The 16,037-nt window shown below is 56.9% G+C and carries 13 protein-coding genes; 2 read left to right on the top strand and 11 right to left on the bottom strand.

From position 1 onward, the window contains the following. Window positions 1-6: 6 nt before the first annotated feature. The 8 genes from SIC19_RS17165 to SIC19_RS17130 form a co-directional block, all read right to left on the bottom strand. Window positions 7-1,056, bottom strand: a complete 1,050-nt coding sequence (locus SIC19_RS17165) for an FAD:protein FMN transferase (RefSeq protein ID WP_036204966.1) — start codon at window positions 1,054-1,056, stop codon at window positions 7-9. A gap of 9 nt (window positions 1,057-1,065) precedes the next feature. Further along, complete coding sequence (gene nqrF / locus SIC19_RS17160; RefSeq protein ID WP_036204964.1) at window positions 1,066-2,292, bottom strand: NADH:ubiquinone reductase (Na(+)-transporting) subunit F; 1,227 nt, start codon at window positions 2,290-2,292, stop codon at window positions 1,066-1,068. Between the two features lie 37 nt (window positions 2,293-2,329). Then, window positions 2,330-2,938 (bottom strand): NADH:ubiquinone reductase (Na(+)-transporting) subunit E, encoded by a 609-nt coding sequence (nqrE, locus tag SIC19_RS17155; RefSeq protein WP_007153909.1) that lies wholly within the window; start codon window positions 2,936-2,938, stop codon window positions 2,330-2,332. Next, a complete protein-coding gene (locus SIC19_RS17150) occupies window positions 2,938-3,603 on the bottom strand; it encodes an NADH:ubiquinone reductase (Na(+)-transporting) subunit D (protein WP_007153910.1) in 666 nt (221 codons plus the stop codon). Before SIC19_RS17150 ends, nqrE begins: the two co-directional genes overlap by 1 nt. Before the next feature lie 2 nt (window positions 3,604-3,605). Then, window positions 3,606-4,409 (bottom strand): Na(+)-translocating NADH-quinone reductase subunit C, encoded by an 804-nt coding sequence (locus SIC19_RS17145; RefSeq protein ID WP_036204962.1) that lies wholly within the window; start codon window positions 4,407-4,409, stop codon window positions 3,606-3,608. Continuing rightward, window positions 4,402-5,607: an NADH:ubiquinone reductase (Na(+)-transporting) subunit B gene (locus SIC19_RS17140; protein WP_036204961.1), complete on the bottom strand. Its 1,206-nt coding sequence runs from the start codon at window positions 5,605-5,607 to the stop codon at window positions 4,402-4,404. Before SIC19_RS17140 ends, SIC19_RS17145 begins: the two co-directional genes overlap by 8 nt. Window positions 5,608-5,611: 4 nt before the next feature. Further along, a complete protein-coding gene (locus SIC19_RS17135; protein WP_036204959.1) occupies window positions 5,612-6,958 on the bottom strand; it encodes a Na(+)-translocating NADH-quinone reductase subunit A in 1,347 nt (448 codons plus the stop codon). Between the two features lie 345 nt (window positions 6,959-7,303). Then, a complete protein-coding gene (locus SIC19_RS17130) occupies window positions 7,304-8,707 on the bottom strand; it encodes a glyceraldehyde-3-phosphate dehydrogenase (protein WP_369810894.1) in 1,404 nt (467 codons plus the stop codon). A 259-nt stretch (window positions 8,708-8,966) separates the two neighbouring features. Between SIC19_RS17130 and mfd the strand changes: the two genes are divergently transcribed. Together mfd and SIC19_RS17120 are read left to right on the top strand one after the other, a co-directional pair. Beyond that, window positions 8,967-12,476 (top strand): transcription-repair coupling factor, encoded by a 3,510-nt coding sequence (gene mfd / locus SIC19_RS17125; RefSeq protein WP_085680058.1) that lies wholly within the window; start codon window positions 8,967-8,969, stop codon window positions 12,474-12,476. A 46-nt stretch (window positions 12,477-12,522) separates the two neighbouring features. Continuing rightward, the gene (locus tag SIC19_RS17120) at window positions 12,523-13,440 is read left to right on the top strand and encodes a CsiV family protein (protein WP_075194761.1); all 918 of its coding nucleotides are present in this window, start codon (window positions 12,523-12,525) and stop codon (window positions 13,438-13,440) included. Here the strand turns inward: SIC19_RS17120 and SIC19_RS17115 are convergent. Genes SIC19_RS17115 through SIC19_RS17105 form a run of 3 tightly spaced genes read right to left on the bottom strand, consistent with a single transcriptional unit; the run spans window position 13,421 to window position 16,013 of the window. Continuing rightward, window positions 13,421-14,203 (bottom strand): S-methyl-5'-thioinosine phosphorylase, encoded by a 783-nt coding sequence (locus SIC19_RS17115; protein ID WP_036204951.1) that lies wholly within the window; start codon window positions 14,201-14,203, stop codon window positions 13,421-13,423. The two genes, SIC19_RS17120 and SIC19_RS17115, sit on opposite strands and share 20 nt — an antisense overlap. A 2-nt stretch (window positions 14,204-14,205) precedes the next feature. Next, window positions 14,206-15,459, bottom strand: coding sequence for a mechanosensitive ion channel family protein (locus SIC19_RS17110; RefSeq protein WP_036204949.1), 1,254 nt, complete (start codon window positions 15,457-15,459; stop codon window positions 14,206-14,208). A gap of 47 nt (window positions 15,460-15,506) precedes the next feature. Beyond that, entirely contained in the window at window positions 15,507-16,013 is a 507-nt protein-coding gene (locus tag SIC19_RS17105) for a L,D-transpeptidase (protein ID WP_082040526.1), read from the bottom strand. Window positions 16,014-16,037 lie beyond the last annotated feature (24 nt).

The following is a 16,037-nucleotide window of genomic DNA, read 5'->3' as shown; positions in this document are numbered from 1 at the left end:
TCTCCGTCAATGTGTCAGGAACGAGGAAAACGCAGGCGTGTAATCCGTTTCAAACCCGTTGTCACCCCGCACAATAAAATACGCAGCTATGTTCTCACGCGTGGCAAGCGCCTTTGCCCGATCATGCCCCATCACATTAAAGGCCGTGGCGAGGGCATCTGCCGTCATGCAGTCATCCGAAATGACCGTTACCGATGCCAATGTATGGCTAATCGGTCGACCGTCTTTCGGGTCTATTGTATGCGAAAACCGGCGGCCATCCGATTCGTAGTAGTTACGATAGTCACCCGAGGTTGCCATTGCATGTCGGTCAAGGGCAACCACACGGTTGATTTCACGCATTTCCGACACCGGCTGCTCAATGGCCAGGCGCCATGCTTCACCATCCGGCTTATGCCCATGAGCCTGAACTTCGCCACCTATTTCGACAAGATACGCGGCGATACCTTCATCTTTCAGGTAACGGGCCACCGCGTCCACGCCGTAGCCCTTGGCAATGGCTGACAGATCGATGTATTGATTGGGACTCGCTCTCAGTGCCGGAGGATCCGCCTGAAGGTCCAGTTTACCGTAACCGGTGGCTGCCATCCTGGCCGCGAGCTCATCGTCGCTGGGGATCGTCTCCGGACGGGCATCCGGCCCAAAACCCCACAGATTGACCACCGGGCCAATGGTGACATCGAAAGCGCCACCGGTCAGTTCGGAAACCTGATCAGCTGTTGCAAGCACTTCGTAGAGCGGCGTTGAGATCTCCACCCACTCAGACTGATCATCCAGACGGTTAAAGCGCGAAAGCTCGGAATCTTCACGCCATGTGGACATCGACGCGTCCACGCCTTCCAGAACCTTTTCAATGCCTTGCGCCAGATTCTCCAGCCGCTCCGGATTGTCCGTCAATACGACGTTGATATGATAACGCGTACCAAACACCGGCCCGGCGATTTCCCAGACTTTTTCCTCTTCCTCAAACGAACAACCCGCCAGCGCGGCCAGGGCCAGCACCAGTAAGGCGCCGGCCGCAACCACCCTGACGGGTCGGAACATGCTGAATGTCATGTGAGCTAATTAACCCCCGAAGTCATCCAGCATGATGTTTTCGTCCTCAACACCCAGATCCTTGAGCATCTTGATGCACGAGGCGTTCATGATTGGGGGCCCACACATATAGTACTCGCAGTCCTCCGGAGCCGGGTGCTCCTTCAGGTATTTTTCATAGAGCACGTTATGGATGAAGCCGGTCTCGCCTTCCCAGTTATCGGTTGGCTGCGGGTCTGATAGCGCCACATGCCACTCGAAGTTGTCGTTTTCTTCCGACAGCTGGTCGAAATCCTCGACGTAGAACATCTCCCGGACGCTTCGTGCGCCGTACCAGAAACTGATCTTACGCTTGGACTCCAGGCGCTTGAGCTGATCAAAGATATGGGACCGCATGGGCGCCATACCGGCACCGCCGCCGATGAACACCATTTCAGCTTCGGTCTTCTTGGCGAAGAACTCACCGAATGGCCCCATAACCGTCACCTTGTCACCGGCCTTCAGGTTGAAGACGTAGGATGACATGATGCCAGGCGGATGATCCGTGCCCGGAGGCGGCGTGGCAATACGGATGTTGAACTTGAGAACACCCTTCTCTTCCGGGTAGTTGGCCATGGAGTAGGCGCGAATGGTCTCCTCCTTGTTGATGGCCTTGTAACGCCAGATATCGTGCTTGTCCCAATCTTCATGGAACTCCTCCTCAATCTTGAAATCCTTGAACGGGATTTCGTAGGGGGGGCACTCAAGCTGCACGTAACCACCGGCACGGAAGTCGACTTCTTCACCTTCGGGAAGCTTCAGTACCAGTTCCTTGATGAACGTGGCCACGTTATGGTTGGAGATAACCTCACATTCCCACTTCTTGACGCCAAAGAACTCCTCTGGCACTTCCACTTTCATGTCCTGCTTCACCGGAACCTGACAGGACAGGCGCCAGCCTTCCTTTTCCTCGCGATTGGTGAAGTGGGTCTTTTCGGTGGGCAACATGGCACCGCCACCCTCCAGGACCTTGCACTTACACTGGGCGCAAGTACCGCCGCCGCCACAGGCGGAGGACAGGAAGATGCCACTTCCGGCCAGGGTTCCGAGCAACTTGCCGCCGGCTTCCGTTGTCAGCGTATGCTCTGGGTCGTCGTTGACTTCAATGGTCACATCACCGGTGCTTACGAGTCTGGACCGTGCCGCGAGAATGACCGCGACAAGGGCCAGCACGATAACGGTGAACATGACCACGCCGAGAATAATTTCTGTATTCATGGTCTCGCCTTTTCGTTAAACCGAATCACCGGGTTGATTACAGTGAAATACCTGAGAACGACATAAAACCGAGGGACATCAAACCAACCGTAATGAAGGTGATACCCAGGCCTCGTAGCCCTTCGGGAACATCGCTGTATTTGAGCTTTTCGCGGATACCGGCCAATGCGAGTATGGCCAACGCCCAGCCGACACCGGCACCAAATCCGTAAACCACGCTTTCACTGAAGGTGTAGTCCCGCTCGACCATGAACAGTGATGCACCCAGGATGGCGCAGTTCACGGTAATCAGCGGCAAAAACACCCCAAGAGCGGCATACAAAGCCGGCATATACTTGTCCAGAACCATCTCCATGATCTGGATAAGTGCCGCAATGACACCAATGTACGTAATAAGGCCCAAAAAGCTCAGGTCAACATTCGGTAGACCCGCCCAGTCCAACGCACCTTCCCTGAGGATAGTGTTGTAGAGCAGGTTGTTCACCGGCACCGTGATCGTCAGTACCACGACAACGGCAATACCGAGGCCAGCGGCCGCCTCAATCTTCTTGGAGATCGCCAGGAAGGTACACATCCCCAGGAAGAAGGCCAACGCCATGTTTTCAACAAAAATGGCCTTCAGGATCAGGCTGATATAATGCTCCATCAGAAGGCCTCCTTAACGGTGTGGCGGGACATTTTGAAGTCCGCTTCTTCTACCTGCTCAGGCTTCCAGGTACGCAGACCCCAGATCGCCAGGCCGATGATAAAGAACGCACTCGGCGGCAGCAGCAACAGACCGTTGGGAATGTACCAACCACCCTCGTTGACGACCGGCATCAGAGACACGCCGAACAGCGATCCCGCGCCCAGCAGCTCCCGGAAGAACGCCACGAAAATAAGCAGAACGGAATAGCCCATGCCGTTACCAACGCCATCCAGGAAGCTCAGCCAGGGGCCGTTCTTCATGGCGAAACCCTCAGCACGGCCCATGACGATACAGTTGGTGATGATCAAACCAACGAATACCGACAGCTGCTTACTGATTTCGTAGGCATACGCCTTGAGGACCTGATCAACAACGATAACCAGGGAGGCGATAATGGTCATTTGCACGATAATCCGGATACTACCGGGAATCTGCGTGCGAACCAGCGACACGGCCAGGTTAGAGAAGGCCGTTACCGCGATAACCGCCATGCACATAACCAGAGTTACGTTCATGCTGGTGGTCACCGCCAGTGCCGAGCAGATACCGAGAATCTGCAAGGCAATAGGGTTGTTACTGAATATCGGCTCGAAGAGAACCTGTTTGGCTGAAGCGTCTGCCATGATCAGACCTCCCCTTCACGAAGTTTTTTCAGGTACGGAGCGAAGCCCCGGTCACCCATCCAGTAGTTGACCAACTGCTCAACACCTCGGCTCGTCAGGGTCGCACCGGACAGGGCATCCACCTTGTGCTCCTTGTCGGATGCACCGGCGCCCACGCCACCCTTGACCAGGCGAATCTGCGGCTCTTCCAACTCATCGCCGTACACTTCCTTGCCGACCCATTGGCTTTTCCAGCGGGGGTTATCCACCTCGCCACCAAGCCCCGGAGTTTCAGCGTGGTCATAGAAGCCCAGGCCCTCAATGGTGTTGGCATCGCCCTCAAGCGATACGAACCCGTAAAGGGTGGACCACAGACCGTAGCCATGGATCGGAAGGACTACCCTGACCAGTTCACCGTTTTCACTCAGGGTGTAGATCTTGGCAACGTTCGGACGGCGCTTGATGCCGGCCTTGTCTTCCGATGCAGGAATATTGACCGACATGGACGGATCAGAAGCCGCCTTGTACATGTCGTACTTCATCGGCTCCTTCACGCCAACGGCCCCGGGATCAACGTAATCACCAGACTCGAGGTCAACCAACCGAACGTCGAAGCGAGAGAAGGTCTCCTCAATCTCTTCAGCCGTTGCGCCCTCTTTCAGCATTCCGGCGGCCGCCAGGATGTTGGAACGAATGTCCAGGTTCTGGTTCTGGATCTGCGCCGGTCGAAGCATTACCGCCGCTGTCGATACCACGACAGAAAACGCAACGCTCAGCACCAGAGCAACCATCAGTGTTCTGGAGACAGTTTCTTTAGCTTTAGCCACGGGCAAGCCTCCGTTTGATGTTGGCCTGAACCACATAATGGTCCATCAGCGGTGCAAAGAGGTTGGCAAACAGAATTGCCAGCATGATGCCTTCCGGGAATGCCGGGTTGATCACGCGAATCAGTACGGTCATCACGCCGACCAGGATACCGAAGCACCAGCGACCCGTGTTGGTCATCGCCGCCGACACCGGATCGGTCGCCATGAACATCATGCCAAAGGCAAAGCCACCCATCACCAGATGCCAGTGTGCCGGCACGTCAAACATTGGGTTGGTATCCGAGCCAATCACGTTCAGCAGCAGCGACATGGCAATCATACCGATCAACACGCCACCGACGATGCGATAGGACGCGATTTTCATCACCAGCAGGATAATGCCGCCGATCAACACCGCCAGCGTTGAGGTCTCACCCATAGAGCCCTGAATCGAACCCATAAAGGCTGACATCCAGCCAATCTGGGTTTCCAGTGCTTCCAGGCCACCACTGGCAGCCCAGCTCAGCGCGGTCGCGCCACTGAAACCGTCGACGGCCGTCCATACCGTGTCACCGGAAATCTGGGCCGGATAGGCAAAATACAGGAACGCACGACCGGTGAGGGCCGGGTTCAGGAAGTTCTTGCCGGTGCCGCCAAACACTTCCTTGCCAATGACCACACCGAAGGTGATACCAAGGGCAACCTGCCACAGCGGAATGGTTGGCGGGCATATCAACGCGAACAGCACGGATGTCACGAAGAAGCCTTCGTTCACTTCGTGACGACGTACCGTGGCAAATAGCACTTCCCAGAAACCGCCCACCACGAAGGTGACGAAGTAAATGGGTACGAAGTACGCCATGCCGTAGACAAAGTTGTCCCAGATGCTGGCGGCATTATTGCCGGCCAGGGCACTGATAAAGGCAGTACGCAGACCACCGTCACCCATCAGCGCGTCTGGATTCTCAGCCAGGAAGCTGTTGGCCTGGAAGCCAATGTTCCACATACCGAAGAACATAGCGGGGAAGGTACACAGCCATACCGTAATCATGATGCGCTTAAGGTCGATACCATCACGCACATGAGAGGTTGTGGATGTCACGCTAGCCGGTGAATAGAAAATCGTATCCACCGCTTCGTAAAGCGCATACCAGCGCTCGTACTTGCCACCTTTTTCGAAATGATGCTCGATACCATCGAGAAACTGTCGGATTGCCATCGTTTTAGCCCTCGATCTCGATTCTGGTCAGGTTCTCACGGAGAATCGGACCGTACTCGTATTTACCCGGGCACACGAAGGTACACAGCGCCAGATCTTCTTCATCCAGCTCCAACGCACCCAGTTTTTGTGCCATTTCAGTGTCGCCCACGATCAAAGACCGCAACAACTGGGTAGGCAGAATGTCCAGAGGCATGACCTTTTCGTACATCCCTACTGGCACCATCGCCCGCTCACTGCCGTTGGTCGTGGTCGTCATATCAAACCGCTTTCCGCCGACCAGTTTGGACAGGTAGATGTTCATAACCGAGAACTTGTTGGCTCCCGGCGACAGCCAGCCCATAAACTCTCGTTTGTTGCCCTCTTCCAGAACCGAGATCTGGTTGGCGAAACGACCAAGGTAGTTACAGGGCCCGTCACCACGACGACCACCGAACACAGAGCCGGAAATTTTGCGAACCTCGCAGTCCGTGGCGATTTCACCATCAAGAAGTTCATCAAGGTTGGCGCCGACACGGGTACGAATCAGGCGCGGCTTGAGGGCCTTCGGACCACCGACCGCAACAATACGGTTCACCGACAGCTCGCCGGTCTCGAACAGTTTTGCGATATCAATGACGTCCTGGTAGCCGATACTCCATACCACTTTGTCCCCGGCAATGGGATCGAGGTAATGAATATGAGTACCTACGTTACCCGCCGGATGAACACCCTCAAACTGCTGAACTTCCACGCTGTCGTCAGACGGAACCGGCACATCAGAGCCCGGCTTGCCGGTCACAAACACCTTACCGGTGGTCAGCTTGGAGAGAATCTTCAGCCCCTGTTCGAAGGCCGCACCGTTTTCACGGATGATCACTGTGGGATCTGCTGCCAGCGGGTTAGTGTCCATGACGGACACGAAGATGGAATGCGGCGCCGTATCAATGGCAGGCACCTTACTGTAGGGACGGGTCTTGAAGGTTGTCCACAACCCGGACTCGACCAGGTTATCGACGACTTGCTGACGCTCCAGACCGGCAACATCAGACGCATCGTAACGCGCAAAGGTCTCAGCTTCGTCGCCGTCGATTTCAACGACAACCGACTGAAACACACGGCGCTCGCCGCGGTTGATTTCCTTGACCACACCGGCTGCCGGTGAAGTATAACGAACGCCTTCGGTCTTCTTGTCCGTAAACAGCAGCGTGCCGCGCTTTACACGGTCACCTTCTTTCACAGCCATCGTTGGCTTCATGCCTACGTAGTCAAAACCGATCAACGCCACATGGCGAACGGGTTTGCCGTCTGTAATGGTCTGTTCAGGAGCGCCGCTGATGGGAAGATCCAGGCCTTTTTTGATCTTGATCATTAGCCTCATCCAATCATCAGAAACTATTCGATGGATTTGTAACGCCCGACGCGTGCCGCCCAGTTGTGCCAATCCGGCCTGAACCGAATGATGGCGCCAGGGCAACGGATCCACCGGCGTTAATCACAGCCAGGCATCCGGTTAAGGAAAAGCGATGGGAAGCGGGTGTCAGACGTACCCAAAATCGCGCCAATTATAGAGATTAAGGAATACTATTTCCACCAGAAACCCTACGGAGTTTGTGCCTTAACGTAATCAGAGAGTGGTTTACATGGGCCCAAAAAGAAACCCCGGTCGCGAAAACGACCGGGGTTTCTTAATTGCCTCAGAGCACTTTTGGGCTCGTCAGCCTCTAACCCGCTTCGGGAAGATCGGATAGGTAACACCCGCCATCTGATTAACCACGCGAATCACCTGGGCGCTGTAACCAGCCTCATTGTCATACCAAACGTAGAGGATCAGGCGCTTGCCATTGGCGATGGTGGCCTGCGCATCCACAATGCCGGCATGGCGGGAACCGACAAAATCGGTGGAAACCACTTCCGGCGAGTTGACGAAGTCAATCTGCTTCTGCAGCTCGGAGTGCAGCGCCATATCGCGAAGGTATTCGTTAACACCCTCCACCGTTACGTCTTTTTCCAGGTTGAGATTGAGGATTGCCATGGACACGTTCGGAGTGGGAACGCGAATGGCGTTACCGGAAAGCTTGCCCTTCAACTCCGGAAGCGCCTTGGCGACGGCCTTCGCAGCACCGGTTTCGGTAATAACCATGTTTAGTGGGGCACTGCGACCACGACGGCTACCCTTGTGGTAGTTATCGATCAGGTTCTGGTCGTTAGTGTAGGAGTGAACCGTCTCGACATGACCGTCCTCAACACCATACTCATCATAAATGGCCTTGAGCACCGGCGTAATGGCGTTGGTGGTACAGGACGCCGCTGACAGGATCCTGTCTTCACGGGTGATCCAGTCGTTGTTAATGCCGTGAACAATATTCTTGATGTCGCCCTTGCCCGGCGCAGTCAGCAAAACCCGGCTGACGCCCTTGGATTTCAGGTGCAGCCCAAGACCAGCCTCGTCACGCCAGATACCCGTGTTATCAATGACGATCGCATTGTTGATACCGTACTGGGTGTAATCCACCTGATCAGGGCCCGGCGAGTAGATCACCTTGATAAAGTTGCCATTGGCGATCAGCGCAGAGTTCTCTTCATCCACGGTAATCGTACCGTTGAAAGGACCGTGAACCGAATCACGGCGCAGCAGGCTGGCACGCTTTTCGAGGTCATTGCTTGCCCCACCCTGACGGACCACGATGGCGCGCAGGCGCAGGTTGTTGCCGCCACCGGCCTTTTCGATCATGATCCGCGCCAGCAGCCGCCCGATCCGCCCGAAACCGTACAGCACCACATCCTTGGTGTCGTTTTCGGCATCTTCCTGAGACTGGGTCTGGTACTCGCCGATAATCGGGCCAATCTCACGTTTGAGGAAGTCGTCAAGAGACCCACCTTCTTCCTTGAACTTCACCGCAAGCTTGCCAATATCGACATGGCCACGCCCGAGATCCATCTTGTCCATCGCCTGCAGAATAGGCAGGGTGTTGTGAACGGACAGTTCGCTGTCTTCAACCTGACGCACGAAGCGGTGTGCGCGGATGATGTCGATGACCGACTGGTTGATAATGGACCGGCCGTACACGGACGTGACCACATTGTTTTTACGGTAGAGGCGACCGATCAGCGGAATCATGGCTTCCGCAGTGGATTCTCTTTCCGTCCAGTTAGACAGGTGCTGGTTGATCTGTTCGTGACTCACGCTTGAACCTCTGCAGTTGGAACCTGGAAAATTGGGGCAGTATTATCCAACGTTATTTCTCAGACAGCAAATACACCCCGTTAATCCTTTCGTAACTGTTGGACCGCTGTCATGACAGCGACACTTCTGGCCGGTAGAATACGCGCCTCGCCACTCCCCGGCTCCCAATGCATCCAGGAGAAAGAACCAGCCCATGACGCAAGCCGCCGCCCACTCCGACAGACACACCGCACTGGTTGCGCCGGTCGCACCTGTCAAGGCTGCGGATCACCGCATCTGGGGGCAACTGCATGGCAGCAGCGACGCCCTGGCCATCTGCGAGAGCGCCAGGGCCCATCAGGGCCTGACACTGGTAATAACCTGCAGCACCGAGGAGTCCATCCGCCTCGAGCAGTCCATGCGATTCTATCTGGGCCTGCCCACCGATGAAGACCAACCGGCCATCACACCGGATGGACTCGAGCTACTGTCGCTGCCCGACTGGGAAACCCTGCCCTACGATCTGTTTTCACCACACCAGGACATTACCTCCCGTCGAATCCGGGCTCTACACCGGTTGCCAACCACAAACCACGGCGTCCTGGTGGTGCCCGCCCGCACCCTGATGCACCGGCTGCCGCCGGTCAGTTACCTGCAGGGCAACACTCTGCTTCTTGAGGTTGGGCAGTCACTGGATATCGACAACTGGCGAATGCAGCTGGAATCAGCCGGCTACCGGCACGCCGATAATGTCTATGAACACGGCGAATACGCAGTGCGCGGAGCTATCCTGGACATTTTTCCCATGGGCGCCACCCGCCCCTACCGCATCGACCTGTTCGATGACGAAATTGAAACACTGCGAACCTTTGATCCGGAAACCCAGCGCTCGATCGACCGAATTGAACGCATTGAGCTGTTGCCCGCCAACGAATTTCCCTGGCACAAAGAAGCCCGCTCAGGGTTCCGTAACCGGTGGTTTGAGCAGTTTCCCCATGCCGATAAAGACGCCCCGATCTACCAGGACGTCACCCACGGCATTACACCGCCGGGGATCGAGTACTATCTACCCCTGTTCTTCGACCAGACGGCAACGCTCTTTGACTACCTGCCCGGCGAAACCCTGGTATTCACAGCATCCGGACTTAACGAGGCCGCCAGCGCCTTCGACGCCGACACCCGTGCACGCTACGAGGACCGTCGCCACGACCGGATGCGTCCTATCCTGCCGCCAGCAGAACTTTTCCTCCAGAAGGACGAGCTGTTCGGCCTGCTCAAGGGATTTCCCCGGGTAACAATGACCACGGAAGCCACTGAGTCCAGCGGCGGCCGCAATTGCCAGACCGACGTCATGCCCGATGTTGCGATGGATGGCCGTGCCGCAGACCCGGCTGGGCGCCTCAAGCGCTTTATCAGTGAGTTCCACGGTCGGGTCCTGATCTGTGCGGAGTCCTCTGGCCGACGTGAGGCGCTGATTGAGAACCTGGCTGACCATGGCCTCAAACTGTCGACTCTGGAAAACTGGCAGGCCTTTGTCAGCGACCCGCCCGCCACCCTCGGCATTACCGTCGCACCCATGGAATATGGGTTGCTATTGCCTGACCATCACCTCGCTCTGATCACGGAAACAGCCCTCTTCGGTGAACGGGTGCTGCAGCGGCGGCGCCGGGAGAAACCAACCGAGGCCGACGATGCCGGCTACCGGGACCTGTCCGAGCTACGCATTGGCGCGCCGGTGGTTCATATAGACCATGGCGTTGGCCGCTATCAGGGCCTGGAAACCATTACCGTTGAAGGCGAAGCCAGCGAATTCCTGATGCTGGAATACGCCGGCGGCTCGAAACTCTATGTACCAGTTTCCAGCCTGCATCTGATTTCCCGCTATACCGGTTCGGATACTGATCACGCGCCTTTGCACAAGCTGGGCACGGATCGCTGGAGCAACGCCAAACAAAAGGCTCTGGAGAAAATCCGCGATACTGCAGCGGAACTACTGGATGTCTACGCGCGCCGGGAGGCCCGCAAGGGCTTTGCCTTTGAAGACCCCAAAGAAGCCTACCGTGCCTTCGCCGCCGGTTTCCCCTTTGAGGAAACCCCGGACCAGCAGGCGGCCATTGAGGCTGTGTTCGAGGACATGGTCAGTGAAAAACCCATGGACCGCCTGGTCTGTGGCGATGTTGGCTTCGGCAAGACCGAAGTGGCCATGCGCGCTGCCTTCATGGCGACATACTCCGGCAAGCAGGTCGCTGTGCTGGTGCCTACCACCCTGCTGGCGCAGCAGCATTACGAATCCTTCCGCGACCGCTTCTCGGATACCGCCGTCCATGTCGAGCTACTCAGCCGTTTCCGGAGCGGCGGGCAAACCACCAAAGCGATGGCCGCCATCGAAGCCGGCAAAGCCGATATTGTTATCGGCACACACAAGCTGCTCCAGGGTGACATCAAGTTCAAGAACCTGGGCCTGGTGATCATCGATGAAGAACACCGGTTCGGCGTCCAGCAGAAAGAACGTCTGAAGGCCCTGCGTGCCGAGGTGGACATGCTGAACCTGACCGCCACACCGATCCCCCGCACCCTCAACATGGCCATGGGGCACCTGCGGGATCTGTCGATCATCGCCACGCCCCCCGCGCGACGCCTGTCGGTAAAAACCTTTGTGCGACAGCGGGACGAGGCCATGGTCAAGGAAGCCATCCTGCGGGAGGTGCTGCGGGGCGGCCAGGTGTACTTCCTGCACAACGATGTGGCCACCATCGAGAAAACCGCCGAGGATCTGCGCCAACTGATCCCGGAAGCACGCGTGGGCGTTGCCCATGGCCAGATGCGCGAGCGCGAGCTGGAACAGATCATGTCGGACTTCTATCACAAGCGCTTCAACGTGCTGGTGTGCACCACCATTATCGAAACCGGCATCGACATTCCCAGCGCCAACACCATTATCATCGAGCGCGCGGACAAGTTCGGGCTGGCACAGCTGCACCAGCTCCGCGGCCGTGTCGGGCGCTCTCACCATCAGGCCTACGCCTATCTGCTGACACCACCACCCCGGTCCATCACCGCCGACGCGAAAAAGCGCCTTGAAGCCATCTCGGAAGCGCAGGACCTGGGTGCCGGCTTCATGCTGGCCACCCACGACCTCGAAATTCGCGGCGCCGGGGAGTTGCTGGGAGAAGAGCAAAGCGGCCAGATCGAAAGCATTGGTTTTACGCTTTACATGCAGCTACTGGACGAAGCCGTGGAAGCAATACGCGACGGCAGAACGCCTAATGCCGAGTTGCCGCTGAGCCACGGCACGGAAATGAACCTTCGCATACCAGCGCTGATCCCCGAGGATTACCTGCCCGATGTCCACAACCGGCTCATGCTTTACAAGCGAATCGCCAGCGTGAACGACAAAGATGGATTAAAAGAACTTCAGGTTGAAATGATCGACCGCTTCGGACTATTACCGGAACCGGCAAAAAACCTGATTCGACAGTCCGAGCTCCGAATCCACGCGGAAGCCCTGGGAATCGTGAAGGTGGACGCCGGAAAAGAATGGGCCAGGCTGGAATTCGGCAGTTCTACGCCAGTGGATCCGCTGGTTCTGGTTAAAAAAGTGCAATCCTCGCCAGACCAGTATCGGCTGGAAGGCGCCAACAGTTTCCGTTTCCGGCTGAAGGATGCCTCAACCAGTGGTAAACTCGACGGCATTTCCGACATGCTGGGGCAGCTGGCCTCCTGAAACAACCGGTTCAGCGCCCCCTGATGATCACAGGAACATTGGAGCAATGCCCTTGCGAACGCCCGGTAAACCGTTGTACGGAACACGCGCCCTATTTCTGGCGGCCCTGCTGGCCCTGTCACCCTGGGTGTCAGCCCAGGAATCATCCGGGCCCGCCGCAGGCGCAACATCCGAAGAACAGGGACGCGACAACGCTGCGTCACAGGCCCAGCCTCCCCGTGAAGACTACTACCGGGCTGAGTTCGTAATCCTCGAAAGGATCGTCGATCCGGCCGATGTCAACGAGAAAATGGCCAACCGAATTCCAGAGCCGACCAACCTGGACATCACCGAAATACTTCGAGCCGTGGATCGCAACGGAACCGCGGAAACCACCCGACAGTTGGTCCCGCGAAGCCAGCTTCACCTGCGGACAGCCGCCAACCGACTGGAAAACAGTGGCCGCTTCCGGATACTCCTGGCCACAGGGTGGTACCAGTCTTTCCCCCCTGACTTTGACGGAGAACCCCTGAAGGTCGCTATTGGCGATTGGCTGGCCGATGCCGGGCTCCGGGAAGTGGAAGGCCATATCACCATCGATCGACAACGCTATCTCCACGTGGATGTCCACCTCAACCACTGGCAGCCCCTGTCATTGCAACAGACCACGCTCAGCCAGAGTTCAGACGAAGCAGCGACGGCAAGCGGTAACAATCAGCCAATGGACGACGGTGCTGGGCAGGAAGCTACGGGCAATGACCAGCCTGCCCTCGAAAACGATGAAGCCCGGGACTCGCTGGCCTCAATGGCAACGGGTGGCGACATTGCAAGAGCAGATCAGACGCAGGTTTCCAGCGCCAGTCAGCCAAAGGCGGAGTTAATCACCTGGATACGGGAAACACGCCGCATGCGCAGCGAGGAAGTCCATTTCCTCGACTCCCCCACCATTGGCGTGCTGGTGTTTTTCAAGAAGGTTGAGGAGTAAGGGCTCCAAGCCCGCCAATGGCGATTTCGAGGATCCGCTTGACGCCGGACATGCCCTGGTCGATAGCGACCTCGATCTCAGTCATCGTTATGATGTGATCCGACTTCCCTGCCGCGCGGTTAACCACCAGCGCCAGGCACACGTAATTCATCTTCAGTTCAGCCGCCAGAGCCGCTTCCGGCATTCCCGTCATACCGACAAGGTCACAGCCGTCCCGCTCAAGGCGACGTACTTCCGCTGCGGTCTCCAGTCTGGGCCCCTGTGTTGCACCGTAAACACCGAAATCCGAGAACGAACAACCCACTGTACGAGCTGCATCAATCAACAGCGCCCGGGCCAACTCTGAATATGGGAAGGTGAAGTCAATGTGCGTGGTTTCCTCCAACTCGCCCTCAAAGAACGTACTCGCCCTGCCCCAGGTGTAGTCAATGATCTGATCGGGAATCACGATATGGGCAGGCCCCATATCGGCATGGATCCCGCCAACAGCATTAACACCGACCACCGTACGTACTCCCGCCTGCTGGAGCGCATGGAGATTGGCGCGATAGTTCACCTGATGCGGAGGAATACGGTGAGGGTTTCCGTGGCGAGACAGGAACACCACCGGCTGATCCCCGAGCAGGCCGTCCACCAAAACCGACGACGGCTCACCCCAGGGCGTGTCGACAACCCGCTCACCCGTGATTTCCAGCCCAGACAACGTCGTGAGCCCGGTTCCCCCGATGATTCCCACGGGGGCAACTTGGTTATTCACACCCATGATCAGTCCCCGTCCGCCTGGTTACTATCGCCACGTGTTTCCGAAGAGTGTTCGCTTCCGGAAACAGGCGCACGTCCCTGTTCAACATCTTCGTCAACGGCCTCATCTGACGAATCCGAATCGCTACGACCTTTTGCCGGCTTGCCGTTCGACGCGACACGCACCCCGTCAGGCAGGTGAAGCGTGCGGGTCGGAAAGGCAACTTCGGCACCATGGCTTTCAATGATCTCGCTAATCCTCAGCAGTACGTCCTGCTTGACCTCATGAAACCTCACCCATTCGATGGTCTTGGTAAAGGTATAAACCATGATATCCAGCGACGAGTCGTTAAAGGCCAGGAAATTCACGATCAGGGTCTGGTCCTGGTCGATGTCCTCGTGGTTCTCCAGCATGGACCGGATGTCCGCCACAACCTCAGCCATGCCACTGACATCCACGTAGCGTATACCAATGGTTTCAGAGATACGGCGGTTGTGCATGCGCGAGGGGTTTTCTACGGCAATGGTCGTAAAGGCAGCATTCGGCACGTAGAGCGGGCGCTTGTCAAAGGTGCGAATCGTAGTCAGCCGCCAGCCGATGTGCTCCACCACGCCCTCGATATTACGATCGGGAGAGCGAACCCAGTCGCCGACCTTGAATGGCCTGTCCAGATGGATAATGAACCCGCCAAAAAAGTTGGCCAGCAGATCCTTGGCGGCAAAGCCCACAGCGATACCACCAACACCACCAAAGGCCAGCACCCCGGATATGCTGTAACCAAGGGATTGCATGGCAATCAATACCGCGGTGATGATAACAACGGTCCGGGACAGCTTGCTCACCGCATTGACCGTGGTGTAATCCATCGGCTTTTTCATCTTCAGCGGAGAAGCGAGAATCTGTTCCCCCTGTTTGATCAGCCGAAGCAGCGTCCAGACCAGCAGGAAAACAAAGCCAATCTGCAAAATGGTTTGATTGACTGAAAAGATTTCGGCTTCCGAGTAGTGGTGAGCAACCTCTGCCGCCCAATACACACCCTGCAGCCAGACGAACGCGACCACTGGCTTCCGCGCAGCGTGAAGCAGTGCGTCGTCCCAGAGGTTGTCGGTTTTCTGGAAACGTCGTTCGACGGCGCCCACGATGAAACTCGCAATGTAGGCAACCACCGCGGTGCCAGCCACCAGAGCGAAAACCACGAGCCCCACTCGCCAGCTCTCTGACAGCAGATTCCAGTCCTGAATCCAGGTATTGAGTATGGAAGGTGCTTCTTCGATCATCGTTTCCCTCGGTTTGATGACAACCGGTTTAGTGACAACCGCCGGCGCTATCGTATCGTGACGGGCAGGCCCGGCGAGACACGGTCGTATAGGTCAGCAACGTCGGCATTCCTCATGCGTATGCAACCATGGGAGCGCGGAACGCCCATGGGTTCGGTATCCGGTGTGCCGTGAATGTATATGAACCGACGAAAACTATCGACCCCGGAGCCCCGATTTCTCCCCGACTCAAGCCCACATAACCAGATAATTCTGGACAGTATCCAGTCACGTTCGGGAAACTGACGCGCCAATTGTTCGGAATAAACCTCCCCGGTGGGCCGGCGGGCGATGAATACGGTATTCAGGGGAAGGCCATCACCCACCATCGCGCGCACGTAATGCCGGCCCGTGGGCGTGCACCCACTGCTCTGGCGCTCACCGGGGCCATTAAGTGCCGTCGAAACGGGATAGGAGAGAGGCTTTGATGTGTCGCCAGGAAACAGTGTCAGCGTTTGCGCATTGAGACTGATCTCGATTCCGGGAACAGGTATGGAAACAGGATTACGTGGCATGCGGCGTCAGGCTCCCGGTGAACA

Source organism: Marinobacter sp. MIT930201 (assembly GCF_047122665.1).
Lineage (GTDB): Bacteria > Pseudomonadota > Gammaproteobacteria > Pseudomonadales > Oleiphilaceae > Marinobacter > Marinobacter salarius.
This window is presented reverse-complemented; position numbering and strand designations above follow the sequence as displayed.